The 25494-nt window shown below is 73.2% G+C and carries 20 protein-coding genes; 8 read left to right on the top strand and 12 right to left on the bottom strand.

The window, feature by feature from the left end; all coding sequences use genetic code 11:
• Positions 1-14: 14 nt before the first annotated feature.
• On the bottom strand, positions 15-536 hold the full coding sequence (locus ACIGW4_RS32130) for a DUF4240 domain-containing protein (RefSeq protein ID WP_123451568.1): 522 nt from the start codon (positions 534-536) through the stop codon (positions 15-17).
• Positions 537-635: 99 nt separating this feature from the next.
• Between ACIGW4_RS32130 and ACIGW4_RS32125 the strand changes: the two genes are divergently transcribed.
• Positions 636-1556: an SDR family oxidoreductase gene (locus tag ACIGW4_RS32125; RefSeq protein ID WP_399584618.1), complete on the top strand. Its 921-nt coding sequence runs from the start codon at positions 636-638 to the stop codon at positions 1554-1556.
• An 18-nt stretch (positions 1557-1574) separates the two neighbouring features.
• On the opposite strand, the gene ACIGW4_RS32120 is transcribed toward ACIGW4_RS32125, so the two are convergent.
• From ACIGW4_RS32120 to ACIGW4_RS32095, 6 genes are all read right to left on the bottom strand, one after another.
• Positions 1575-2537, bottom strand: coding sequence for a YafY family protein (locus ACIGW4_RS32120; RefSeq protein WP_123451566.1), 963 nt, complete (start codon positions 2535-2537; stop codon positions 1575-1577).
• Between the two features lie 81 nt (positions 2538-2618).
• Positions 2619-5324: a pyruvate dehydrogenase (acetyl-transferring), homodimeric type gene (aceE, locus tag ACIGW4_RS32115; protein WP_123451564.1), complete on the bottom strand. Its 2706-nt coding sequence runs from the start codon at positions 5322-5324 to the stop codon at positions 2619-2621.
• 436 nt (positions 5325-5760) lie between these two features.
• The gene (locus tag ACIGW4_RS32110; protein ID WP_123451562.1) at positions 5761-6384 is read right to left on the bottom strand and encodes a GntR family transcriptional regulator; all 624 of its coding nucleotides are present in this window, start codon (positions 6382-6384) and stop codon (positions 5761-5763) included.
• Positions 6385-6502: 118 nt separating this feature from the next.
• Positions 6503-8296 carry a 2-oxoglutarate dehydrogenase, E2 component, dihydrolipoamide succinyltransferase gene (gene sucB, locus ACIGW4_RS32105; protein WP_399584613.1) on the bottom strand — a complete coding sequence of 598 codons (1794 nt, stop codon included), beginning with the start codon at positions 8294-8296 and terminating at the stop codon, positions 6503-6505.
• A gap of 62 nt (positions 8297-8358) precedes the next feature.
• Positions 8359-9747 carry a dihydrolipoyl dehydrogenase gene (gene lpdA, locus ACIGW4_RS32100; protein WP_123451558.1) on the bottom strand — a complete coding sequence of 463 codons (1389 nt, stop codon included), beginning with the start codon at positions 9745-9747 and terminating at the stop codon, positions 8359-8361.
• 296 nt (positions 9748-10043) lie between these two features.
• Complete coding sequence (locus tag ACIGW4_RS32095; protein ID WP_359590166.1) at positions 10044-11552, bottom strand: leucyl aminopeptidase; 1509 nt, start codon at positions 11550-11552, stop codon at positions 10044-10046.
• Positions 11553-11855: 303 nt separating this feature from the next.
• Between ACIGW4_RS32095 and ACIGW4_RS32090 the strand changes: the two genes are divergently transcribed.
• The 5 genes from ACIGW4_RS32090 to ACIGW4_RS32070 are packed head-to-tail and all read left to right on the top strand — an operon-like array spanning position 11856 to position 18483.
• Positions 11856-13952, top strand: coding sequence for a hypothetical protein (locus ACIGW4_RS32090; protein WP_359590168.1), 2097 nt, complete (start codon positions 11856-11858; stop codon positions 13950-13952).
• 26 nt (positions 13953-13978) lie between these two features.
• Positions 13979-15508: a GT4 family glycosyltransferase PelF gene (gene pelF / locus ACIGW4_RS32085; protein ID WP_123451552.1), complete on the top strand. Its 1530-nt coding sequence runs from the start codon at positions 13979-13981 to the stop codon at positions 15506-15508.
• Positions 15505-17067, top strand: a complete 1563-nt coding sequence (locus ACIGW4_RS32080) for a hypothetical protein (RefSeq protein ID WP_399584609.1) — start codon at positions 15505-15507, stop codon at positions 17065-17067. Before pelF ends, ACIGW4_RS32080 begins: the two co-directional genes overlap by 4 nt.
• A 7-nt stretch (positions 17068-17074) precedes the next feature.
• Positions 17075-17695: a spherulation-specific family 4 protein gene (locus tag ACIGW4_RS32075; protein WP_399584608.1), complete on the top strand. Its 621-nt coding sequence runs from the start codon at positions 17075-17077 to the stop codon at positions 17693-17695.
• Complete coding sequence (locus ACIGW4_RS32070) at positions 17692-18483, top strand: endo alpha-1,4 polygalactosaminidase (protein WP_399584605.1); 792 nt, start codon at positions 17692-17694, stop codon at positions 18481-18483. The genes ACIGW4_RS32075 and ACIGW4_RS32070 overlap by 4 nt, the downstream gene beginning before the upstream one ends.
• Before the next feature lie 30 nt (positions 18484-18513).
• Here ACIGW4_RS32070 and cobS read toward each other — a convergent pair whose 3' ends face one another.
• A complete protein-coding gene (gene cobS, locus ACIGW4_RS32065) occupies positions 18514-19329 on the bottom strand; it encodes an adenosylcobinamide-GDP ribazoletransferase (protein ID WP_123451545.1) in 816 nt (271 codons plus the stop codon).
• Between the two features lie 25 nt (positions 19330-19354).
• On the opposite strand from cobS, the gene ACIGW4_RS32060 reads away from it, so the two are divergent.
• Positions 19355-20119 carry a hypothetical protein gene (locus ACIGW4_RS32060; RefSeq protein WP_398710887.1) on the top strand — a complete coding sequence of 255 codons (765 nt, stop codon included), beginning with the start codon at positions 19355-19357 and terminating at the stop codon, positions 20117-20119.
• On the opposite strand, the gene ACIGW4_RS32055 is transcribed toward ACIGW4_RS32060, so the two are convergent.
• The 4 genes from ACIGW4_RS32055 to ACIGW4_RS32040 form a co-directional block, all read right to left on the bottom strand.
• On the bottom strand, positions 20059-20769 hold the full coding sequence (locus tag ACIGW4_RS32055; RefSeq protein WP_185094514.1) for a hypothetical protein: 711 nt from the start codon (positions 20767-20769) through the stop codon (positions 20059-20061). The genes ACIGW4_RS32060 and ACIGW4_RS32055 overlap by 61 nt on opposite strands.
• Entirely contained in the window at positions 20766-22529 is a 1764-nt protein-coding gene (locus ACIGW4_RS32050; protein WP_359590178.1) for a phosphatidylglycerol lysyltransferase domain-containing protein, read from the bottom strand. The genes ACIGW4_RS32055 and ACIGW4_RS32050 overlap by 4 nt, the downstream gene beginning before the upstream one ends.
• 107 nt (positions 22530-22636) lie before the next feature.
• A complete protein-coding gene (gene cobT, locus ACIGW4_RS32045; RefSeq protein ID WP_123451538.1) occupies positions 22637-23713 on the bottom strand; it encodes a nicotinate-nucleotide--dimethylbenzimidazole phosphoribosyltransferase in 1077 nt (358 codons plus the stop codon).
• 48 nt (positions 23714-23761) lie between these two features.
• The gene (locus tag ACIGW4_RS32040; protein WP_398710888.1) at positions 23762-24964 is read right to left on the bottom strand and encodes a bifunctional adenosylcobinamide kinase/adenosylcobinamide-phosphate guanylyltransferase; all 1203 of its coding nucleotides are present in this window, start codon (positions 24962-24964) and stop codon (positions 23762-23764) included.
• Positions 24965-25044: 80 nt separating this feature from the next.
• Between ACIGW4_RS32040 and ACIGW4_RS32035 the strand changes: the two genes are divergently transcribed.
• Positions 25045-25251 carry a hypothetical protein gene (locus ACIGW4_RS32035; RefSeq protein ID WP_123451535.1) on the top strand — a complete coding sequence of 69 codons (207 nt, stop codon included), beginning with the start codon at positions 25045-25047 and terminating at the stop codon, positions 25249-25251.
• Positions 25252-25494 lie beyond the last annotated feature (243 nt).

The raw sequence follows: 25494 nt of genomic DNA, 5'->3' as shown, positions 1-25494 counted from the left end.
GCCGCCCCCGGGACCTACGCCGTCCCGAAGCGCTCCCACAGCCGGGGGAAACGGGCCGCGAGCACCTCGTCGTCCCCCAGGTCGAAGGGGGTGCCCGACGGCTCCCCGCCCGGCATCGGAATGCCCAGGTCGGGGGTCTCGCCACCGGTCAGCTGCTCGTACGCCTCGTCGGCGGCGAAGCCGATCTCCTCGCCGTCCCCGTCGATCTCCACGTCGAAGTCGCCGAGCAGCTCCGCCAGCGCGTCCGGATCGTGCACGGCCCCCTCGTACACCTCCCGGCCCTGGCCGATCAGCCAGCAGCGGAACGAGTCGAAGGTCTCCTCGCCGGCCCCGCCGAAGAGGACGGCCGCCGCGCCCCACAGGTCCCAGAGGTACGCGCGGTTGAAGCGGGCCTCGAAATGGCGCGCGTAGTCGAGCACCGAGTCGGGGTCGAGCCGGGTCAGCCGCTCCACGAGCAGGTCGGCCTGCTCCTCGGGGTCGCCCTCGGCTTCCTCGCGGGTGGCGTCGATGAGCTCCCAGAACTCGGTCTCGTCCATCACCGCTCCAGCATCGTGGCTCGCGGAGTCCGACGCACCCGGAAAGCCCGAAAGGAAACCTGACAGAAGATGTCGGGTTTCCTTGTCAGGCTGGCGCCCATGACGACTGAGACCACACCCCTGCGCGGACGGATCTGCCTGGTCGCCGGGGCCACCCGGGGCGCCGGACGGGCCATCGCCGTCCAGCTCGGCGCCGCCGGCGCCACCGTGTACGTGACCGGCCGCACCACCCGCGACAAGGTCAGCGAGGTCGGCCGCGCCACGGAGACCATCGAGGAGACCGCCGAACTGGTGACGGCCGCCGGCGGCGAGGGCGTCGCCGTCCCCACCGACCACCTGGACCCCGAGCAGGTCCGCGCCCTCGTCGACCGGATCGACCGCGAGCGGGGCCGGCTCGACGTCCTCGTCAACGACGTCTGGGGCGGCGAACATCTGCTCGTCTTCGGGAAGAAGACCTGGGAGAACGACCTGGCCGGCGGTCTCAGGATGCTCGAACTCGGCGTCCGGACCCACGTCATCACCTCGCACCTCGCGCTGCCGCTGCTGATCCGCAACCCCGGAGGGCTCGTCGTCGAGGTGACCGACGGCACCGCCGCGTACAACGCCACCCGCTTCCGCGAGAACCTCTACTACGACCTCACCAAGAACGCCCCCGTCCGGATGGCCTTCGGGCTCGCGAAGGAGCTGGCGGAGTTCGAGGGCACCGCCGTCGCCGTGACCCCCGGCTGGATGCGGTCGGAACAGATGCTCACCGCCTTCGGGGTCACCGAGGAGAACTGGCGCGACGCCACCGCGAAGACCCCCGACTTCGGCGTCTCCGAGTCGCCGGTCTACGTCGGCCGGGCCGTCGCCGCCCTCGCCGCCGACCCCGACCGCCACCGCTGGACCGGCCGGTCCCTCTCCAGCGGCGACCTCGCCCGGGAGTACGGCTTCACGGACGCGGACGGCTCCCGGCCCGACGCCTGGGGCTTCATCGTGGCCGGCGAGACGGGCACGCCGGACGTCGCCGACTACCGGTAGGCCCGTACGGGCACGGACCTACCCGTACAGCCCCGCCATCCCCCGGGCCGCCTCCGCGAACCGCTCCCGGAGCGCGGCCGGGGCCAGCACCTCCACCTCCGGGCCGAGGCCGAGCAGCTGGCCGAAGGCGACCTCCTCGCTCTCCACCCGGAGGACGACCCGCAGGAGGCCGCCCTCGGCCGTCCCCGCCGCCAGTGCCTCCTCGGCGGCCGCCCGGTCCGTGACGTACGGCAACCGGCGGGCGCCCGCCTCCGAGAGCCGCACGACCACCTCCGTACGGAGCAGGGAGCGGGCGAACTCCGCCGACCGCTCCTCCCAGAAGGCCGGCAGGTCGAAGTCCGGGTCCCGGTCGAACCGCTCCTCGCCCACGGCCACCGCCGTGAACCGGTCCACCCGGTACGTACGGAACGAGGAACCCGAGCGCGCGCACACGTACCAGACGCCCGCCTTCAGGACGAGGCCGTACGGCTGGAGCTCCCGCTCCACCTCGCCGCCGTCCCCGCGCCGGTACCGGGCCGACACCCACCGGTCGTCCCAGACCGCCTCCGCCACCGGCGCCAGCAGCTCCGGCGTCTCCGGCTCCTGGTACCAGCCCGGCGCGTCCAGGTGGAAGCGCCGCGCCGCCGACTCGTGCGCGTCCCGCAGCGAGGGCAGCAGCGCCGCCGACACCTTCAGCCGGGCCGCCGAGGCCGCGTCCTCCAGGCCCATGTCCCGCAGCGCGCCCGGCAGCCCGGACAGGAACAGCGCCTCCGCCTCGCCGCGCCCGAGCCCGGTCAGCCGGGTCCGGTACCCGCCGACCAGCCGGTACCCGCCGGTCCGCCCCCGCTCCGCGTACACCGGCACCCCCGCCTCCGACAGGGCGAGCGCGTCCCGGGTCACGGTCCGCTCCGACACCTCCAGCTCGGCGGCGAGCTGGGCGGCGGTCATGGACGGCCGGTTCTGGAGCAGCAGGACCATCTTGATGAGACGAGCGGCGCGCATGGACCCAGAGTGCCGTACGCGCGCCGAGGGGCCGCCTCCGCATGTGCGTGCGGAGACGGCCCCTCGGACGGATCGGGACCCTTACAGGCCGTAGCGCTCGCGCGCCTCCTTCACGGCCGTCGCCCGGACCTCGCCGCGGCGGGCCAGCTGGGCCAGGGCCGCGACGACGATCGACTGGGCGTCGACGCCGAAGTGGCGGCGGGCCGCCTCGCGGGTGTCCGAGAGGCCGAAGCCGTCGGCGCCCAGCGAGCTGTAGTCCTGCTCGACCCACTGCGCGATCTGGTCCGGGACCTGGCGCATGTAGTCGGAGACCGCGAGGACCGGGGAGTCGACGCCCTCCAGGGCCTTGCGGATGTACGGCACCTGCTCCTCGCCGCGCAGGAGGGCCGCGTCGGCCTCCAGCGCGTCACGGCGCAGCTCGGTCCAGGAGGTGGCGGACCACACGTCGGCGGCCACGCCCCACTCGGCGGCGAGCAGCTTCTGCGCCTCCAGGGCCCAGTGGATGGCCGTGCCGGAGGAGAGCAGCTGGATGCGCGCGGCGTTCGCGGGCAGCTCCAGACCGGCGGACTCCGCCGTGTTGAAGCGGTAGAGGCCCTTGACGATGCCCTCGTCGACGCCGGCCGGCTTGGCGGGCTGCGGCATCGGCTCGTTGTAGACCGTGAGGTAGTAGAAGACGTTCTGGTCCTCGCCCTCGGCGGCCTCGCCGTACATCCGGCGCAGACCCTCCTTGACGATGACCGCGACCTCGTAGGCGAACGCCGGGTCGTACGTCAGGGCCGCCGGGTTGGTGGCCGCGATGACGGGGGAGTGGCCGTCGGCGTGCTGGAGGCCCTCACCGGTCAGGGTGGTGCGGCCGGCGGTGGCGCCGACGAGGAAGCCGCGGCCGAGCTGGTCGCCGAGCTGCCACATCTGGTCGGCGGTCCGCTGCCAGCCGAACATCGAGTAGAAGATGTAGAACGGGATCATCGCCTCGCCGTGCGTCGCGTACGCGGTGGACGCGGCGATGAAGTCGGCCATCGAGCCGGCCTCGGTGATGCCCTCGTTCAGGATCTGGCCGTTGACGGCCTCCTTGTAGTACATCAGCTGGTCGCGGTCGACCGGCTCGTACGTCTGGCCCTTCGGCGAGTAGATGCCGAGCGACGGGAACAGCGACTCCATGCCGAAGGTCCGGGCCTCGTCCGGGACGATCGGTACCCAGCGCTTGCCGGTCTCCTTGTCGCGGATCAGGTCCTTGATCAGTCGCACGAACGCCATCGTCGTCGCCATCGACTGCGAGCCGGAGCCCTTGTCGAACGCGGCGAACGCCTTGTCGGCCGGGGCCGGCAGCGGGGCGAGCGGGTGCGTGCGGCGGGCCGGGGCCGGGCCGCCGAGGGCCGCGCGGCGCTCCTGGAGGTAGCGGACCTCGGGGGAGTCGGCGCCGGGGTGGCCGTAGGGGACCACGCCGTCGACGAACTGGGCGTCGGAGATGGGCAGTTCAAGAAGGTCACGCATGTTCTTGAACTCGTCCGTCGTCAGCTTCTTCATCTGGTGGTTCGCGTTCTTCGACGCGAAGCCCTCACCCAGGGTGAAGCCCTTGACGGTCTGCGCCAGGATCACCGTCGGCGCGCCCTTGAACTCCAGGGCGGCCTTGTACGCGGCGTACACCTTGCGCGGCTCGTGGCCGCCGCGGGAGAGGTGGAAGCATTCGAGGATCTTGTCGTCGGACAGCAGCTGCGCCATCGCGACGAGCGCCGGGTCCTTGCCGAAGAAGTCCTGGCGGATGTAGGCGGCGTCGCGGGTCTGGTACGTCTGGACCTGCGCGTCCGGCACCTCGCGGAGGCGGCGGACGAGGGCGCCGGTGGTGTCGAGCGCGAACAGCTCGTCCCAGGCGTTGCCCCACAGCGACTTCACGACGTTCCAGCCGGCGCCGCGGAACTGGGCCTCCAGCTCCTGCACGATCTTGAAGTTGGCGCGGACGGGGCCGTCGAGGCGCTGCAGGTTGCAGTTGATGACGAAGGTCAGGTTGTCCAGACCCTCGCGGGCCGCCAGGGCGAGGGCGGCGGTCGACTCGGGCTCGTCCATCTCGCCGTCACCGAGGAACGCCCACACGTGCGAGGCGGAGACGTCCTTGATGGAGCGGTTGGTCAGGTAGCGGTTGAAGCGCGCCTGGTAGATCGCGGAGAGCGGGCCCAGACCCATGGAGACGGTGGGGAACTCCCACAGCCAGGGGAGGCGGCGCGGGTGCGGGTAGGAGGGCAGGCCGTTGCCGCCGGACTCCTGCCGGAAGTTGTCGAGGTGGGCCTCGTTCAGGCGCCCGTCGAGGAAGGCGCGGGCATAGATGCCGGGGGAGGCGTGGCCCTGGATGTAGAGCTGGTCGCCGGAACCGTCGGCTTCCTTGCCCTTGAAGAAGTGGTTGAAGCCGGTCTCGTAGAGCCAGGCCGCGGAGGCGAAGGTGGCGATGTGGCCGCCGACGCCGTGCTTGGAGCCGCGGGTGACCATCGCGGCCGCGTTCCAGCGGTTCCACGCGGTGATCTTCCGCTCCATCTCCTCGTCGCCGCCGAACTCGGTGATCGAGGGCTCGGCGGAGGTGGGGATGGTGTTGACGTAGTCGGTCTCCAGGAGCTTGGGGAGGGCCAGGCCCGCGCCCTCGGCGTGCTGGAGGGTACGGCGCATCAGGTAGGCGGCCCGGTGGGGGCCGGCGGCCTTGGTGACGGCGTCCAGGGAGGCCGCCCACTCGGCGGTCTCCTCGGTGTCACGGTCCGGGAGCTGGTCGAGCTCGCTCGGAATCTTGCCTACGGGATCGGTCATGATCGCCGCCTTCCGGACAGATGGGGGTGGAGATAAGGGGGCCTTGTCTGGCAGGACAGGGCGAAGGGCCGGGTGGCGGCCCGCCGAAGACTGTAAACCGGCGATCGATGATCGATCAAAGGGTTGAAGCGGAAAACCTCTCCAGATCGAGAAAGTCGGCACAGGGTGCCGCGAAAACGGGCACCCGGTGCCTTGTTTTCGAAGGGTTTCCGCAGGTGGGGGAGGTGTCTGAGAACGATCCCGCACACATGAGCGGAGCCCCGCCGACGGCGGGGCTCCCAGGGCGCCTCACGGGTCGAGTGCGAGGCCTCGTACGGGGCGGGCGCGCGGGTCCCGCACGAGGGTTCGGCTCGGGCCCCGTACGGGTCGGGCGCGCGGTCCCGTACGGGGCGGGCGCGCGGTCCCGTACGGGGCGGGCGCGCGGTCCCGTACGGGGTCAGGCGCGCGGCGCGCAGCCCAGGACGTGCGCCTTCACCAGGGCGCCGATGTTCGGGTCGCCCCGCCGGAAGGCCTCCACCAGCTCCTGGTGCTCCTCCGCGTACGACTTCTGGACCGTGCCCAGCCAGCGGATCGACAGGGCCGTGAAGACCTCGATGCCGAGCGTCTCCCAGGTGTGCAGCAGCACGCCGTTCCCGGCCGCCTTCACCAGCTCCCGGTGGAAGGCCACCGTGTGCCGGACCTGCGCCGTCCCGTCCGAGGCCGCGTCCGCCTCGTACAGGGCCGCCACGTGCGGCTCCAGGGTCGAGCAGTCCGCCGCGAGCCGCCCGGCCGCCAGCTCGGCCGCGATCTGCTCCAGTCCGGCGCGTACGGGGTAGCTCTCCTCCAGGTCGGCCGCGGTGAGGTTGCGGACCCGGACGCCCTTGTTGGGCGCCGACTCGATCAGCCGCAGCGACTCCAGCTCGCGCAGCGCCTCGCGGACGGGCGTCTGGGAGACCTCCAGCTCGGTCGCGATCCGGCGCTCCACGATGCGCTCGCCCGGCTTCCAGCGGCCGCTGACGATCCCCTCCACGATGTGCTCGCGGATCTGCTCGCGCAGCGAGTGGACGACGGGGACGGTCATGAAGCGGCTCCTCGGGGAGTGTTGACCCTTAGACAATACGGCGGTGCCCCCGCCCGGAAACACTTCCGGACGGGGGCACCGCAGGTGAGGCTCGTTACGTTGCGCCTCGGGCGACGGATCAGAGACCGAGGTCGACCTCGAACTCGCCGGCCTCCAGGATCGCCTTGACGGCCGTCAGGTAACGGGCCGCGTCGGCGCCGTCCACCAGACGGTGGTCGTAGGACAGCGTCAGGTAGGTCATGTCGCGGACGCCGATGACGGTGCCCTCGGCGGTCTCGATGACGGCCGGACGCTTGACCGTGGCGCCGATGCCCAGGATGGCGACCTGGTTCGGCGGCACGATGATCGTGTCGAACAGCGCACCGCGCGAGCCGGTGTTGCTGATGGTGAAGGTCGCACCGGACAGCTCGTCCGGCGTGATCTTGCTGGCGCGGACCTTGCCGGCCAGCTCGGCCGTGGCCTTCGAGATGCCCGCGATGTTCAGGTCGCCCGCACCCTTGATGACCGGGGTCATCAGGCCCTTCTCGGAGTCCACGGCGATGCCGATGTTCTCCGAGTCGAAGTACGTGATCGTGCCCTCGTCCTCGTTGATCCGGGCGTTGATGACCGGGTGGGCCTTCAGCGCCTGGGCCGCCGCCTTCACGAAGAACGGCATCGGGGAGAGCTTGACGCCCTCGCGGGCGGCGAACGCGTCCTTGGCACGGGCGCGCAGCTTCATCAGCTTGGTGATGTCGACCTCGACGACCGAGGACAGCTGGGCCTGGCCGTGCAGCGCCTTCATCATGTTGTCGCCGATGACCTTGCGCATGCGGGTCATCTTGACGGTCTGACCGCGCAGCGGGGAGGCCTCCAGGGCGGGGGCCTTCGGCGCGGCGGCGGCAGCCGGGGCGGCCGGAGCGGCGGCGGCCTTCTTGGCCTCGGCGGCCGCGAGGACGTCCTGCTTGCGGATGCGGCCGCCGACGCCGGAGCCCTTGACGGACGCCAGGTCGACACCGTTCTCGGTGGCGAGCTTGCGGACCAGCGGGGTCACGTAGGCGCCGTCCTCCGCCGGCTGTGCGGCGCCGGGGGCCGCCGGCACCGGGGTGACCACGGCCGGGGCGATCGACGGGGCGGCGGCGGCCGGAGCCGGAGCGGCCACCGGGGCGGCCGGCGCGGGGGCCGGAGCCGGAGCGGCCGGAGCCGGGGCGGCGGCGGGCGCCGGAGCGGCGGCGGGGGCCGGAGCGGCGGCGGGGGCCGGAGCGGCGGCGGGGGCCGGAGCGGCCGGAGCCGGGGCGGCACCCGCGGCACCGATGACGGCCAGCTTGGCGCCGACCTCGGCGGTCTCGTCCTCGCCGACGACGATCTCCAGGAGAACGCCGGAGGCGGGGGCGGGGATCTCGGTGTCGACCTTGTCCGTGGAGACCTCGAGCAGCGGCTCGTCGGCCTCGACGGTCTCGCCGACCGACTTCAGCCAGCGGGTGACGGTGCCCTCGGTGACGGACTCGCCCAGCGCGGGCAGGACGACGTCGGTGCCCTGGGCGGAGCCGGCACCGGCGGCGGCCTCGGCCGTCGGGGCCGGAGCCGGCTCCTGGACCTCGGTGGACGGGGCGGCCTGCGGGGCCTCGGGGGCCGGGGCGGCGGCCGGAGCCGGGGCGGCCTCGGCGGCGGGGGCCGGGGCGGCCGCGGGGGCGCCGGAGCCGTCGTCGATGATGGCCAGCTCGGCGCCGACCTCGACCGTCTCGTCCTCGGCGACCTTGATGGAGGCCAGGATGCCCGAGGCGGGGGCGGGGATCTCGGTGTCGACCTTGTCGGTCGAGACCTCGAGCAGCGGCTCGTCGGCCTCGACGCGCTCGCCCTCGGCCTTGAGCCAGCGGGTGACGGTGCCCTCGGTGACGCTCTCGCCGAGCGCCGGCAGGGTTACGGAAACCGACATGGTTTCAGTTGCTCCTAACGAATTGCGGAAAGTGGTCGTCGCGCCCTGTGATGACGTGAGCGTCAGTCGTGGGAGTGCAGGGGCTTGCCGGCCAGGGCCAGGTGGGCCTCGCCGAGCGCCTCGTTCTGCGTCGGGTGGGCGTGGATGAGCTGCGCGACCTCGGCCGGCAGCGCCTCCCAGTTGTAGATCAGCTGCGCTTCGCCGACCTGCTCGCCCATGCGGTCACCGACCATGTGGACGCCGACCACGGCACCGTCCTTGACCTGGACGAGCTTGATCTCGCCCGCGGTCTTGAGGATCTTGCTCTTGCCGTTGCCCGCGAGGTTGTACTTCAGGGCGACGACCTTGTCCGCGCCGTAGATCTCCTTGGCCTTGGCCTCGGTGATGCCGACGGAGGCGACCTCGGGGTGGCAGTACGTCACCCGCGGCACGCCGTCGTAGTCGATCGGCACGGGCTTCAGACCCGCGAGCCGCTCCGCGACGAGGATGCCCTCGGCGAAGCCGACGTGCGCGAGCTGGAGCGTCGGGACGAGGTCGCCCACGGCCGAGATCGTCGGCACGTTGGTGCGCATGTACTCGTCGACCAGGACGTAGCCGCGGTCCATCGCGACGCCCTGCTCCTCGTAACCGAGACCGGCGGAGACCGGGCCGCGGCCGATGGCGACCAGGAGGACCTCGGCCTCGAAGGTCTTGCCGTCGGCCAGGGTGACCTTGACGCCGCTGTCGGTGTACTCGGCGGACTGGAAGAAGGTGCCGAGGTTGAACTTGATGCCGCGCTTGCGGAACGCGCGCTCAAGAAGCTTCGAGCTGTTCTCGTCCTCGACGGGGACGAGGTGCTTCAGGCCCTCGATCACCGTCACGTCGGTGCCGAAGGACTTCCACGCGGAGGCGAACTCGACGCCGATGACGCCGCCGCCGAGGATGATCGCGGACTCCGGGACCCGGTCCAGGGTCAGCGCGTGGTCCGAGGAGATGATCCGGTTGCCGTCGATCTCCAGGCCGGGCAGGGACTTCGGCACGGAGCCGGTGGCCAGGAGGACGTGACGACCCTCGACGCGACGGCCGTCCACGTCGACGGAGGTCGGGGAGGACAGGTGACCCGTGCCCTCGATGTACGTCACCTTGCGGGAGGCGACGAGACCCTGCAGACCCTTGTACAGGCCCGAGATCACGTCGTCCTTGTACTTGTGCACGGCCTTGATGTCGATGCCCTCGAAGGAGGCCTTGACACCGAACTGCTCCGCCTCGCGCGCCTGGTCGGCGACCTCGCCGGCGTGGAGCAGGGCCTTCGTCGGGATGCAGCCGTTGTGCAGGCAGGTGCCGCCGAGCTTGTTCTTCTCGATCAGTGCGACGTCCAGGCCCAGCTGCGCTCCGCGCAGCGCCGCGGCGTAACCGCCGCTACCGCCGCCGAGGATCACTAGGTCGAAAACGGTGCTGGCGTCGTTCGCCACGTCACGTCCTCCATGCATGTGCGCTCGTCGCCGGTCGTCGACGACCTGGCGGCGGCTGGTGTCCGGCCGCTTTATTTCGGCCCTGTGGTGGGGGCCCTGTCCTGCCGAGAACCCATCTTCGCACTTGTTGACGGACGACGGGACGCGGGGCCGTGCTCTGAGACGGCCGATCGTCCGTACGGAGGGGGCACGAGGGCGTACGAACCTACGGATTTCGTCGCGAGCGAACAGTCGCCGGCGCACGGGGAAGGCCCCGGAGCCGAAGCTTCCGGGGCCTTCCGTCACACCGGTGGAGCTCAGAGCTCGCCGGCCGCCGTGCGCTCGGCCAGCCTCACCAGGGTGCGGACCGAGGAGCCGGTGCCGCCCTTCGGGGTGTAGCCGTACGGGGCGCCCTCGTGGAAGGCCGGGCCCGCGATGTCCAGGTGGGCCCAGGTGATGCCCTCGCCCACGAACTCCTGCAGGAAGAGACCGGCGACCAGGCCGCCGCCCATCCGGACGCCCATGTTCGCCATGTCGGCGGTGGGGGAGTCCATGGTCTTGCGCAGGTCCGCGGGGAGCGGCATCGGCCAGGACTGCTCGCCGACCTCCTCGGCGATCTCGTGGATCGCGGTCCGGTAGTCGTCGTCGTTGGCCATGATGCCGAAGGTGCGGTCGCCGAGCGCCAGCACCATGGCGCCGGTCAGGGTCGCCACGTCGACGATGGCGTCCGGGTGCTCCTCGGAGGCCCTGGTGATCGCGTCGGCGAGGACGAGCCGGCCCTCGGCGTCGGTGTTCAGGACCTCGACGGTCTTGCCGCTGTACATGCGCAGCACGTCACCCGGGCGGGTGGCGGAGCCGGACGGCATGTTCTCCGCGAGGGCGAGCCAGCCCGTGACGTTGACCTCCAGGCCGAGGCGGGCCGCGGCGACGACGGCGGAGAACACGGCGGCGGCACCGCTCATGTCGCACTTCATCGTCTCGTTGTGGCCGGCCGGCTTCAGGGAGATGCCGCCCGAGTCGTAGGTGATGCCCTTGCCGACGAGGGCGAGGGTCTTCTCCGCCTTCGGGTGGGTGTAGGCGATCCGGACCAGGCGCGGCGGGTTCACGGAGCCGGCGCCGACACCGAGGATGCCGCCGTAGCCGCCCTTGGCGAGCGCCTTCTCGTCGAGGACCTGGACCTTGAGGCCGTGCTCCTTGCCGGCGGCCTGGGCGACGGCGGCGAAGGCGGCCGGGGTCAGGTCGTTCGGCGGCTGGTTGATCAGGTCGCGGGCGCGGTTGATCTCCTCGGCCACGGCCTGGGCGCGCTCGGCGGCGGCCTTGTGGGCCTTGTCGCGAGGCTTGGCGCCGAGCAGGGCCACCTCGGCGAGCGGCTTCTTCGCGTCCTTGCCGTTCTCCTGGTACGCGGTGTAGGCGTACGCGCCGAGCAGGGCGCCCTCCGCGATGGCGGCGGCGTCGTCGGCGGCGGCGATCGGCAGCGCGAACGCGGCCTTCTTCGAACCGTTCAGGGTGCGGGCGGCGGTGCCGGCGGCGCGGCGCAGGGTCTCCGCGGCGAAGGACTCGCCGTCCTCGGGGGCCTCGCCGAGGCCGACGGCCAGGACGACGGGGGCCTTGAGACCGGCGGGGGCGGGCAGCTTCGTCGCCTCACCTTCGGCACCCGAGGCGCCCAGGGTCTCCAGGACGGCGGCGAGCCGGCCGTCGAAGGCCTTGTCGACGGCCTCGGCGCCCGGGGCGACGACCAGCGTCTTCCCGGACTTCGCGACGCCGACGACGAGGGCGTCGGCGCGCAGCGTCGCCGCGCCGGCAGTGCTGAGAGTGAGAGCAGTCACGGTGGTGAAATCTCGCTTCCATTGAGTTCTGTGGCGGTCGAGGGATGGGCCGACCGTGCCCGCCGCATCGTATTTCGGCCCGGAGAGCGCCGAGAACGAGCCTACGCTCGCTCGCAAGGTTCGATCACGGCGGCGCTGATTCACTCATCCGTGGTGTCTCTTTCATGTTTACCCTTTCGGCCTCGGTCGCCCGGTCACACTCGCCTCATTCACGCAAGGACGACACACCGTCCTTCGCCTCATCTGCGACATCTCCACGGGGCCTGCCGGTTCGGGCGGGGCCCGTCGAGGGGGGACACCCGCATGGACTCCGACCGAATCCGTACGCCCAGAACCGCGCCCCGCACCGCCCGCACCGCGCCCCGCACGGGCAGGATCGCGGTCCTCGCCGCCGCCGCGCTGCTCGCCACCGTCGTCCCCTCCGCGCAGGCGGCCGCCGAGACGGCGCCCCGCGTGGACCTCACCGTCCTCGTCGTCGACGACGGCGGCAGCGCGGTCGGGGCGATCACCGCCGAGCTCCGGGGTTCCGGCGTCCCGTACCGCAGGATCGACCTGAACGACCCGAACCGGCCCGTCCTGGACGCGGCCTTCCTCAGCGACCCCTCCGACAGCGCGACCGGACGGCCCCGCGCCAAGTACCAGGGCGTCGTCCTGCCCCACGAGAGCGCCTTCGGCCCCGACTCCGCCGAACAGACCGCGCTCCAGGCGTACGAGCGGACCTTCGGCATCCCCCAGGTCGACGCCTACACCTGGGCGCACCCCGGCGTCGGCCTCGACTACACCGACCAGGGCGGCTGGTCCGGCGTCCTCGACGGCACCACCGCCGGCGTCACCGCCGCCGGACGGGCGGGCCCCTTCCGGTACCTCGCAGGATCGCTCGCCTTCGAGGACAACGACCCCGCGATCGCAGAGAGTTACGGCTACGCGGGCCGCCCCCGCACCGGCTACACCAGCTACCTCGACGTGCCCGTCGACGGCGACGGCGGCGGCCGGGCCAGCCTCGTCGGCGAGTACGCCGCCGACGGGCGCCGCGAACTCGTCGTCACCTTCGCCTACAACCAGTACCAGCGGCAGTTCCGCGCGCTCGCCCGCGGCATCGTCGACTGGCTCACCCAGGGCGTCCACCTCGGCCGGAGCCGCAACTACCTCTCCGTCCACGTCGACGACGTCTTCGCCCCCGACGCCCGCTGGGACCCCGCGCTGAACTGCACCCCCGGCGACTTCGACTGCGTCGGCGACGACGGGGAGGGCGCGAACCCGATCCGCATGACGGCCGCCGACGCCCAGTACGCCGCCGCCTGGCAGAAGTCCTCCGGCTTCACGCTCGACATGGTCTACAACGGCGGCCAGGGCGAGCAGTGGAAGGCCGAGCACGGCGGCACCGACCCGCTCACCGACCGGCTCGTCGCCGACCGCGCCCAGTACCGCTGGATCAACCACACCTACACCCACCCCTTCCTCGGCTGCGTCCAGGACAACACCGTCGTCCCCTGGCGGTGCGCCACCGACAGCGCCGGCAACACCCTCTGGACCAGCCGCTCCGAACTCTCCGGCCAGATCCGGAACAACCACGACTGGGCCGTCGGCAAGGGCATCTCCGTCGACCGCTCCGAACTCGTCACCGGCGAGCACTCCGGCCTCAGGACCCTGCCCCAGCAGCCCGCCGACAACCCCAACCTCGCCGGCGCCCTCGCCGACAACGGCGTGAAGTGGACCGCGAGCGACAACTCCCGCGAGCCCGAGCAGCGCGCCGTGGGCACCGGCGCCGCGAAGACCGTGCCCCGCCACCCCATGAACGTGTACTACAACGTGGGCACCGCCGCCGAGATGACCGACGAGTACAACTGGATCTACACCTCCCGGGCCGACGGCGGCAGCGGGATCTGCGAGTCCAACCCGGCCTCCACCTGCCTGCCCGCCCCGCTCCCCACGGCCACCGGCTACGCCGGCCACATCGTGCCGCAGGAGGCCCGCACCGCCCTCTCCCACGTCCTCGGCAACGATCCCCGGCCGCACTACGTGCACCAGTCCAACCTCGCCGAGGAACGCCTCCTCTACCCCGTCCTCGACCGCGTGCTCGCCGACTACCGGGCCCTGTTCGCGGCGAACGCGCCCCTGGTGAACCCGGCCCAGAAGGACGTCGGCACCGAACTGGACCGCCGCGCCGCCTGGGACCGGGCCGTCGCCGCCGGAAAGGTCACCGCCTACCGCGTCGGCACCACGGTCACCGTCAAGGCGCCCTCCGGCGTCGCCGTGCCCGTCACCGCCCCCGAGGGCACCCGCAAGCGGCTCCTCCTCGGCACCACCGCCTTCGGGACGCCCTACGCGGGCACCCGCTCCGCCTGGACCACGCCCGAACCGCTCCAGACCACCGTCACACTCACGCTCCCGACCGCCTGACCAGCACGTCCTGGGGGGACCCGCTCATGCCGAGCAGTGGCCGTCACGTCACCATGCTCACCGAAGGCACCTACCCGCACGTCCACGGCGGCGTCAGCACCTGGTGCGACCAGCTCGTCCGCGGCATGCCGGAGGTCGACTTCGAGATCCTCGCCCTCACCGGCAGCGGCCGCGAACCCGTCACGTGGGAGCTGCCGCCCAACGTCACCCGGCACACCGCGTACCCCCTCTGGGGACCCCCGCAGGGCCCGGCCGCGCGCCGGCCCCTGCGGGGGCGTGAACGCCGCCGCTTCCTCGACGCGTACGAACGCGTCCTGCTCGCCCTCCTCGACCCCGAGGCGGACTGCGACTTCGGCACCGGCCTGTACGAACTCGCCGAACTCGCCCGACAGGGCAGGCTGACCACCGCACTCCGCTCCGAGCAGGCCCTGCGCTCCCTCATGTGGATCTGGACCATGCCGCACCTGCCCACGCTCGCGGCCCGGCCCACCGTCCACGACGCGCTCACCGCCACCGACCTGCTCGAACACGCCCTGCGTCCGCTCGCCGCCCGGATAGCTGGCGGCGGCGTGGCGCACGCCGTCTCCAGCGGCCTCGCCACGCTGCCGGCGCTCGCCGCTCAGCACTTCGAAGGGGTGCCCTTCCTGCTCACCGAACACGGCATCTACCTCCGCGAGCGCTACCTCGGCTACCGCACCGAAGCCCAACGCTGGCCCGTCAAGGCCCTCATGCTCGGCTTCTACCGCGAGCTCAACACCCTCGGCTACCGCAAGGCCGACCTCATCACCCCCTGCAACCAGTACAACCGGCGCTGGGAGGAGCGCGGCGGAGCTCCCGTCGACCGCATCCGCACCGTCTACAACGGCGTCGACCCGGCCCTCTTCCCCGAGGCCGGACCCGAACCCGAGACCCCCACCCTCAGCTGGTGCGGCCGGGTCGACCCCATCAAGGACCTGGAGACCCTGATCAGGGCGTACGCGATCTCCCGCGCCGAACTTCCGGCGCTGCGGCTCCGCCTGTTCGGCCCCGTCCCGGCCGGGAACGAGGACTACCTGACCCGCCTGGAGAAACTCGCCGCCGAACTGGGGGTGACCGACGGCGTCTCCTTCGAGGGCCGGATCAGCGACGTCCCCTCGGCCTACGCGGCCGGCAGCGTGGTCATGCTCTCCTCCATCAGCGAGGGCTTCCCCTTCTCCCTCATCGAGGCCATGTCCTGCGGTCGCGCCACCGTCTCCACGGACGTCGGAGGCGTACGGGAAGCCGTCGGCGACACCGGGATCGTCGTCCCGCCCCGCGAACCGGCCGTCATGGCCGCCGCCGTCTCCGCGCTCCTCCGCGACGGCGCCCGCCGCGCCGAACTCGGCCGCCGGGCCCGCCGACGCGTGATCGACCAGTTCACCCTGCACCGCTCGGTGGACGGCTTCCGGCAGATCTACCGCGAACTCGCGGGCGCCCGCCCGCCGCGCCCGGCCCCGGCCGCCACCTCCCTCCGCCTGAGCATCCCCGCCCCGCGCCGCACCTCCCCGGCCCTCGTCCCAGGAGGCACCCCGGCATGAGCGGCTCCCTCTGGCTGAAACCCCCGAAGACGGGCGAGTCCCCGCTCCCGGCGATCCCGCGCCCCCGCCGAGCGCACCCGGCGGCCCGCCCGGCCGAGACCCCGGCACCCGCTGTCCCCACCGGGGCCCCGGCACCCGCCGGGCCCCCGTCCCCGCCCCCGGCGGGCCGCCCCGCCGGGCCCCCGCCCCCGACGGCTCCGCCGCCCACCGCCCCGCCCCCCGCCGGAGACGGCCTCGCCGCCGATCCGCTCGACGAACTCGCCGCGCGGCTCGACGGGTTCGTCGCCGCCGCCGTGCACCCGGACGAGATCGCCGCCATCCTCGAGTCCGACGGCATGACCGACGAGCACATCCGGCTCACCTACGGCCGCGCCGACTCCTTCTCCCTCGCCGAGGAGCTCTACGCGCGCGTGGAACGGCGCCACCCCGAGCCGTCGGCACCGTCCGAGGACGTCCGGCACGGCGAGCTGTGGGGCTGTCTGCTGCGCGGACTCGTCTTCGCGCTCCCCGCCCTCGCGTACGTCCTCGCCGCCCCGCTGCTCGCCGCGGAACACGGCCGGTTCGGACTCCCCGCCGGGACCGTCCCGCTGCTCGCCGGGGCCGTCACCGGCTGGGTCTGGAACCAGGCCCTCTCCCACCGCGCGTACACCTGGCTCGGCCTCGGCGACCGGGCCGCCGCCGCCCGCGCGCTGCTCACCGGCGCCCCGGCCGGCGCCCTCGCGGGGACGGCCGTCGCCCTCGGGACCGCCGGGCCCGGCGAGACCCCGGCCGCCGTCTTCGCCGCCGGCCAGTCGCTCTACCTCGCCGCCGCGACCGTACTCCTCGTCCTCGGCCGCGAACGGGCCCTGCTCCGCGCCCTGCTGCCGCTCACCGGCGCCGTCCCCGCCTTCCGCTGGGACCTGCCCGACGCGCTGCGCACCGCACTGCTCCTCGCCTCGCTCGCCGCGTCCGTCGCCCTCGCCGCCGTCGTCCTGCTCCCCGGCGCCCGCCGGGGAGCGGCGGGCCGCGGCGGACCCCCGCGCGCCGCCTCCCTCCCGTACGGCCTCTTCGGCCTCGGCAGCGGCCTGCTCGTCCTCCACGCGGGCGTGGCCGACACGCTGGTGAGCGGGGCGGGGGCGGTCATCGCGCTCACCCTCTCCATGGGCCCGGCCGAGTGGCTCCTGCACCGCTTCCGGGGCGAGAGCCTGACCCGGCTGCGGACCCTCACCACCGCCCGCGAGTTCCGCCGGGCGGTCACCGGCACCCTCGTGCTCTGCCTCGGCGCCTACCTCACCGTGCTCCTCGCCCTCACCCTCGCCGCGACCCTGGCCTGGCCCGGCGCGCCGTGGCCGACGCTCCCGCGCCTGGCCACCCTGCTCCTGATCGGGACCGTGCTCTGGCTCGGGCTGCTGCTCCAGGCCTTCGGCGCGGTGCTCAGCGCCGCCGCCGTCTGCCTGTTCGCGGCGGCCGCGCAGACGCTGCAGCCGGTGGCGGGCCCGGTGGCCGCCGGGGGAGCGGCGGCACTGCTCGCCGTCCTGACCTCCGCCCTCCTGGTACGACCGACCGCCCACCGCGCTTAGGGACGCCATGACGAACCCCTCCCTCCTGGTGCCGTACTACGAGCACCCGTCCGAACGCCCCGAGGCCTGGTCGGCGCTCGTCGGCGCGGCCCCGTCCCTGTACGGCGTCGTCCTCAACCCGGCGAGCGGCGCCGGCGAGGCGCCCGACCCGGCGTTCGCCGAGGCCGCCGGGCGGCTGCGGGCGGCCGGGGCGCGGGTCCTCGGCTACGTGGACACCGCCTACGGCCGCCGCCCGCACGCCGAGGTCGTCGCCGAACTGGTCCGCCACCGCGACTGGTACGGCGCCGACGGGGCCTTCCTGGACCAGGTGGCGACCGCGCCCGCCGCCCTCGCCCACTACCGCCGCATCGCGGTCGCCGCCCGCGCCGCCGGGGCCGCGACCCTGGTCTTCAACCACGGGGCCCACCCGGCCCCCGGTTACGAGGCGCAGGCCGACCTCCTCGTCACCTTCGAGGGCCCCTGGGACACGTACCGGACGCTCGACCTGCCGGTCGCCGCCCACTACTGCCACCTCGTCTACGCGGCCCCGGCGGACTTCCGCCCGGCCACCCCGGTGCACTGCGCCGTCCCGGGCACGGGCGCGCACCCCTGGGGCACCCTCCCGCACCTCCTGGAGTCCGCCCGATGAGACGACCCCTGCTGCCGCTCGCGGGCCTCCTCCTCCTCCTCGCCACGGCCTGCACGGCCGCCCCCGACCCGGACGCCAAGACGACCGGCGACCGCTGGCGGCCGGCCCCCGGGCTCGCCTGGCAGTGGCAGCTCAGCGGCCGGCTCGACCCGTCCGTCGACGTCCCGGTGTACGACATCGACGGCTTCGACCACCCGGCGTCGACCGTCGCCGACCTCCACCGCCGGGGCCGCAAGGTCGTCTGCTACCTGTCCACCGGAGCCTGGGAGGACTTCCGCCCCGACGCCGGCGACTTCCCGAAGGCCCTCCTCGGCAAGGGGAACGGCTGGGAGGGCGAGCGCTGGCTCGACATCCGCCGCACCGACCTCCTCGCGCCGCTCATGGCGAAGCGCCTCGACATGTGCCGGGACAAGGGCTTCGACGCCGTCGAACCCGACAACATGGACGGCTACGGGAACCGCACCGGCTTCCCCCTGACCGCCGCCGACCAGCTCCGCTACAACCGCCTCATCGCCGGCATGGCCCATGAGCGGGGCCTCGCGGTCGGCCTCAAGAACGACCTGGACCAGATCCCGAAGCTGCTGCCGGACTTCGACTTCGCGGTCAACGAGCAGTGCGCGGAGTACGACGAGTGCGGTCGCCTCGCCCCGTTCGTCGCGGCGGGCAAGGCCGTCTTCCACGTCGAGTACGAGCTGACGACGGACCAGTTCTGCCCCCAGGCCCGGAAGCTGGGCCTCAGCTCCCTGCGGAAGCGGTACGAACTGGACGCCTGGCGCCAAGCCTGCTGACGCGCCGAGCCTGTCGGCCCGCCGGCCCCGTCAGCCCGCCGACCCCAGCGTCAGCGCGATCAGGGTCGCCGTCGCCGCCGTCTCCTCCACCGCGCCGAACACGTCGCCCGTCACCCCGCCGAAGCGCCGCACGCAGCGGCGGAGCAGCAGCGCCGCCGCCCCGAGGCCCGCGCCGGCCGCCAGGACGTCGCGGACGGCGTCGTACGGGGAGAGCAGGAGGCCCGTCGCGGCGCCGAGGACCAGGACGAGGGCGGTCGTGAGGGTCGCGGAGCGGGTCGGGACCGTCGCGGCGACGATCGCGCCGAGGCCCTCGGGGCGGGCCGCCGGGACGCCTTGACGGGACGCGTGGGTGAGGGCGAGACGGGCCACGGTGGCGGCGAGGGCCGCCGCGACGGTGCCGCGCGCCCAGCCCTCCCCGTACAGCTCGTACAGCGCGGCGACCTGGGCGAGCAGGACGAGGACCAGCGCGATGACGCCGAACGGGCCGATGTCCGACTGCTTCATGATGCGCAGCGCGTCCTCGGCGGGCTTGGCGCTGCCGAGTCCGTCGGCGGTGTCCGCGAGGCCGTCGAGGTGGAGGCCCCGGGTGAGCACGGCGGGGACGGCGGTGGTGACGACGGCCGCGAGCAGCGGGCCCGAGCCGAGCAGCAGGAACACCGCGCCGGCCGCGGCGGAGCAGAGCCCGACGACCAGCCCCGCGAGCGGGGCGCTGAGCATGCCGGCGCGCGCCGCGTCCCGGTCCCAACGGGTGATGCGGGCGGGGAACACGGTGAGGGTGCCGAAGGCGAAACGCAGGCCGTCCATCCGGGCAGGGTAATCGCCGCCCCCGGACGGTAGATTGCGCATACCGTGCATATCGGAAGTGGGTGGCATGGGTCACTGGTTCTCCCGGAACATCGTCGAGCCCGGCAAGCTCCCGATGCTGCTCGCTCTGACCTCCTTCGTCCTGACATTCCTGGTCACCCGCACCGTCACCCGGCTCATCCGGGCAGGGAAGGGACCCTTCCGGAACGTCTCCTCGGGAGGCCTCCACATCCATCACGTCGTGCCGGGCGTCGTCCTCACGATCCTCGGCGGATTCGGCGCGGTGGCCAGCGACCGGCACGGCGTCGGCGCGGCCGTCTTCGCCGTCGTCTTCGGGATCGGCGCCGGGCTCGTCCTGGACGAGTTCGCGCTCATCCTCCACCTCGACGACGTGTACTGGTCGGACGAGGGCCGCAAGAGCGTCGAGGTCGTCGTCCTCACCGCGGCCCTGGTCCTGCTGACCCTGGGCGGCTTCTCGCCCCTCGGCGTCAACGACATGACGTCGGAGGAGCGCCAGGACCGGACGGTCTTCCTCCTCACCGTCGCCCTGAACTTCCTGATCGTCCTGGTCACCCTGGTGAAGGGGAAGCTCCGGATGGCCGTGTTCGGGATCCTGGTCCCGTTCGTGGCGATCGTCGGTGCCGTCCGGCTGGCCCGCCCCGGCTCCTGGTGGTCCCGGCACCTCTACGGCCGCCGCCACCGAGCCAGGGCCCGCTCCCGGATCCGCGCCTACCGCCACGACAAGCGCTGGACCAAGGTGCGGCGCCGCGTTCAGGACCTGATCGGCGGCTTCCAGGAGCGCGTGCCCGGCCGGGGCTCGACGCCGTCCTGACCCCGTCCGCGCCGGGCCCGGAACGCGATCAGGGCGAGGACGGCGGCGATCGCCGCGATGTGCTCCTTGCCCGCCAGGTTCGCCTTGACCACCACCTCGACCACCATCGCGAGCACCACCAGCGAGCCCGTCCACCGCGCCCCGTACCGCCAGCAGACGTAGACGGCGAGGCCCACCACGGCCGCCGAGGGGCCGGTGTCGACGACCTGCGCGTCGGAGGCGGGCAGCCCGAAGGGGCTGTCCGGGCCGAGGGCGATGCCCACGCGCGCGTAGAGCGTTCCGGCCAGCGTCGCCAGATAGGCGACGGCGAGCGTCCGCCACCGCCCGAGGCAGATCTCGGCGATCCCGAACACCAGCAGGACCTGGGCGAGGGCGCCCCAGACGGGCAGGTCGAGCGCGGGCACGAACAGCGACAGCGGCGTCCGCAGCAGCGCGAGCCACAAGGGGTCCTCGGCCCGTACGGAACCGATGTCCTGGACCGGCTGATAGCCCCAGTCCTGGTTCTGGACGAGCTGGAACAGGGCGGTCAGACAGACGGCGCCGAGCGTCATCGGCACCGCCCTCCACCGCTTCACGGCCAGTGCCGTCCGTACGGTGGTGAACAGCGGTCCCCACTCACGGCGGGCGAAGTCCTTCGGGGCCCCTCTCAACGACCGCTCTCCAGGTGTTTGCGGTGCATCCACTTCGGCAGACCGGGGGCCTCCAGGAAGCCCTCGGCCCGCCCGGCGGCGAGGCCGATGCGCAGCAGGTCCGCGCTCTTCTCGAAGAGCATGAATCGGGGCTCCCAGATCGGTCGGTACTTGGCGTTGGCGCGGTACAGCGACTCGATCTGCCACCAGCGGGAGAAGAAGCTGAGCAGTGAACGCCACATGCGCAGCACGGGTCCCGCCCCGAGCTTCGAGCCACGTTCGAAGACGGAGCGGAACATCGCGAAGTTGAGCGAGACCTGAGTGATCCCGATCTCCTTGGCCCGCTGCAGGAGTTCGATGACCATGAACTCCATCAGGCCGTTCTCGGAGTCCCGGTCACGGCGCATCAGGTCCAGCGAGAGCCCCTTCGGCCCCCAGGGGACGAAGGACAGCAGCGCCCGCAGCTCGCCCTTCTCGTCGGTGCACTCCAGCATCACGCAGCGACCGTCCCGGGGGTCGCCCAGCCGGCCGAGCGCCATCGAGAAACCGCGCTCGGTGGCCCCGTCCCGCCAGTCGTCCGCCTTGCGCAGCAGCTCGGCCATCTCCTCGGCGGGAATGTCCTCGTGGCGCCGGATCCGGACCTCGTACCCGGCCCGCTTGACCCGGTTGAAGGCCTGCCGGACCGTCCGCATCGCCCGGCCGTCCAGGGTGAACTCGTCGGTCTCCACGATCGCCTCGTCGCCCAGCTCCAGGGCGTCCAGGCCGTGCCGGGCGTAGATGACGCCGGCCTCCTCGCTCGCACCCATCACCGCCGGGATCCAGCCGTGCTCGCGCGCCTCGGCGAGCCAGGGCTCGATGGCGCCCGGCCAGGCCTCGGGGTCGCCGATCGGGTCGCCCGAGGCGAGCGAGACGCCGCCGACCACCCGGTAGGCGATGGCCGCCTTCTCGCTCGGCGACCACACGACGCTCTTCTCGCGGCGCAGCGCGAAGTAGCCGAGCGAATCGCGCTCGCCCTGCTTGTCGAGCAGGATCCGCAGCCGCTCCTCGTCCTCCTCGGTCAGCGGGTCGACGGCCCGCCGGGAGCGGAAGGCGGCGAAGAGCACCGCGAAGAGCAGCAGCGTGGACAGGACGTTGATGGTGACGTCGACCCAGCCGGGGGTGTGGATGCCGGTGAAACCGGAGTCGTCGGAGGCCAGCGTGGCCAGCCGCAGCAGGCCGTACTTCCAGCGGTCCATGAAGGTGGAGTGGCCGGTGGACTCGTTGGTGACGGTCACCAGGAAGGCGGCGAGCAGCGAGGTGACGAGCAGTCCGCCGACCGCCACCCCCGCCGCGAGCCTGGGGTTGGAGCGGTCGCCCTTCGCGTAGAACTCCTTGCGTCCGAGCAGCAGCGCGAGGACGAACGCGGCGGTGAGGACGAGCGAGATCCAGTTCTGGGCGTGCTGCCGGATCTCCGGGAAGATCATCACGAGCGCGAAGAGCAGCAGGAAGAGACCGCTGAGCACCAGGTTGAGGATCCACGCGGCCCGCTTGCGGCGCCGCATGGTGATCGCGAGGAAGAGCGTGAAGACGCCCGAGGCGAACCCCGCGGTGAGCATGTACGGGGTGAAGTAGTTGTCCTCGTTGTGGCGGCGCAGGTCGTTGCCGAACGAGACCCACACGGCGCTCAGGAAGTTGATGAACGTGACGGCGCGCAGGTACCAGACCGCGAACGCGGCGCTGCGCCGCGAACGGGTGGTCGTGCCCCGGGGTGCTGCATCGGCAGACAAGCGTACTTCTCCCATGAAAAGCGATCATATGGGGCATTACTCGCGGCGTGGAGACGCCCAAGGCGGTCGCGCGCGCGTCGCGCGCGACCGCCCCGGGGACGACCGTCCTCTTCCGTCCGCGCTCAGGCCTCCGCGGCGCCCTCGGCGTCCACGGCGCCCGGATCCGGACGTTCGGGCAGCTCCGCGGCGAACGCCGCCGCGGCCCGGACGAGGGGAAGTGCGAGCAATGCCCCGGTTCCCTCACCCACATGGACGCCGTGATCGAGCAGCGGGTTGAGCGCCATCCGGTCCAGGGCCTTCGCCTGCGCCGGCTCCCCGCTCACCTGGCCCGCCAGCCACCAGTCCGGCGCCCGGAACGCCGCCCGCTGCGCCACCAGCGCACAGGCCGCGCCCACCACACCGTCCAGGATCACCGGCATCCGCCGCACCGAGGCCTGCAGCAGGAACCCGGTCGTCGCCGCCAGATCCGCCCCGCCGACCGCCGAGAGGAGCGACAGCTGGTCGCCCAGGACCGGCCGGGCCCGCCGCAGCGCGTCCCGGATCGCCGCGCACTTGCGCATCCACGCCAGATCGTCGATCCCGGCACCGCCCCGGCCGGTCACCACCGAGGCGTCCGTCCCGCACAGCGCCGCGATCAGCGTGGCCGCCGGGGTCGTCCCGCCGACGCTCAGATCCCCGAGCACCACCAGATCGGTGCCCGAGTCCGCCTCCTCGTCGGCGATCGCGATGCCGAGCCGGACCGCCGCCTCGGTCTCCTCGACCGTCAGCGCGTCCGCCACGTCGATCCGGCCGCTGCCCCGCCGCACCCGGTGCCGCACGACCTCGGCGGGCAACAGCTCCGGATCGCAGTCCAGACCGGCGTCCACGACCCGCACCGGCACGTCCATCGAGCGGGCGAGCACGGCCACCGGGCTCACCCCGTCGAGCACCGCGCGCACCAGCTCGTGCGCCGTGCCCGCGGCCCGGCCCGACACGCCGAGCGAGGCCACCCCGTGGTCGCCCGCGAACAGCACGACCTTCGGCTGCTCGATCGCCCGCACCTTGACCGAGGCCTGCGCCGCGGACAGCCACTCGCCCAGCTCGTCCAGCCGCCCGAGCGCCCCCGGCGGCACGGTCAGCCGCTCCCTGCGCTCCTCGGCGTCACGCCGTATCCCGCCGTCGGGGCGCTCGATCAGATCGGAGAAGTCGTCCAGGTTCAAGGGTTCCGCCTAGTGACAAGTCAGCGAGGGCCATCAGCGATCGGAACCCTACCCGCGCAGTACGAGCGCCTGCCCCGCGACCACGAGGACGACCTCCTCGCACTCCTCCGCGAAGGACGCGTTCAGCCGCCCCAGCTCGTCCCGGAACCGGCGGCCCGCCGCCGTCGCCGGCACCACCCCCGAGCCGACCTCGTTCGTCACCGCCACGACCGTGCGGCGCGTCGCCCGCACCGCCGCCACCAGCTCCGCCGTCCGCTCCCGCAGCGCCGCCTGCCCGCCGTCCGCCCAGGTCGCGTCGTCCCACGCCCCCACCCGGTCCATGGCGTCCGTCAGCCACAGCGACAGACAGTCGATCAGCAGCGCCGGACCGTCCTCCACGAGCAGCGGTACGAGCTCGCAGGTCTCGGCCGTACGCCACGAACCCGGCCGCCGCTCCCGGTGCAGCCCGACCCGCTCGGCCCACTCCGGGTCGCCCTCCCGGGTCCCGCCCGTCGCCACGTACAGCACCTCGGGGAAGGTCTCCAGGCGCCGCTCGGCCTCCACCGACTTCCCCGACCGGGCCCCGCCCGTCACCAGGGTCCGCCGGGGCACCTCCGGCACCTCGTGGTAGTCGCCGACGTACAGCGTCGTCCCGTCCGGCACCGCCCGCACCCCCGCCGCCGCGAGCCGCCGGTCCAGCTCGGCTCCCGTCGGCACGTCGTGGTCCAGGTGCACCGCGATCACCTCGGTCGCCGGACCCACCGCCCCGACCGCCCGCAGCCGGGCCAGCCCGTCCGGCCGCCCCGTCACATCGGCGACCACCATGTCGTACGGGTCGAGACGGCCGCCCGCCAGCCCGGCGGGCGCGCCGCCCGGCGGCAGGTACAGCAGCCGCTCGCCGTCGGCCGAGGTCACCTCGTACCCGGTCCCCGGCGAGTCCATCGGCACGGCCCGCACCCGGTGCCCGCTGATCAGCGTCAACTCCTGCCCGTCCGGCACCCGCCCGGCCGTCGGAAGCCCCGCGGGCACCTCGACGGCGGGCCCGTCGTGCGGATGCGTGAGGAGCACCTGCCGCACCCCCACCAGCGAATGCCCCGACCGGGCGGCGGCGAGGGCGGCCCCGGGGGTCAGATCGAGCAGCAGGGCCCCGTCCACGAGCAGCGCGGTCGCGGACCGCGCACGCGGCCCCCGGGAGCGGGCGCACACGGCGCAGGGGCAGTCGGGACGGGGGAGGCCGAGCGGGGCGCCGGTGCCGAGCAGAGTCAGTTCCACCCTCAGATCCTCCCGCGCCACCGCGAGGCGTGCGCGCCCGGCTACGCTGCGGGCAGGAAACCGATCATCCGGAGGCTGACATGGCATGGACGTGGCGGTTCGAGAAGTCCGACGGCACGGAGGTCGAGCCGGTGGTGACCCCCGAGGAGTTCACCACCCAGGGCGACGCGGAGAGCTGGATCGGCGAGCACTGGCGTGACCTCCTGGGCGGCGGCGCGGACCAGGTCACGCTGTCGGAGGACGGCAGGAAGATCTACGGCCCGATGCCCCTCGACGCGGAGGGCTAGAACCGGCCCCGGGGTGCCGGCCACCCCGCCGGCACCCCCGTCGCGAGCACGCCCGCCGAGACGACGCCCACCCCTCGCGCCCACCGCTGTGGGCTGCGCCCGTGGGGCGGTGCCCCGCCGTTGTGGGCGCGCGCCCGCCGGGCCGGTGCCCCCGTTGTGGGCAGTCGTTCCGCTGGGGCGGAACGGGTGGGCACAACGGACCCGCGCCCTGCCGGCGCCCGAGGCTGCTGTGCCTGAACCCGC

Origin of the sequence: Streptomyces sp. NPDC053513, assembly GCF_044544765.1 — a bacterium.
Lineage (GTDB): Bacteria > Actinomycetota > Actinomycetes > Streptomycetales > Streptomycetaceae > Streptomyces > Streptomyces litmocidini.
Note: the sequence above shows the minus strand (reverse complement) of the source record. Positions and strands in the feature narration are given on the sequence as shown.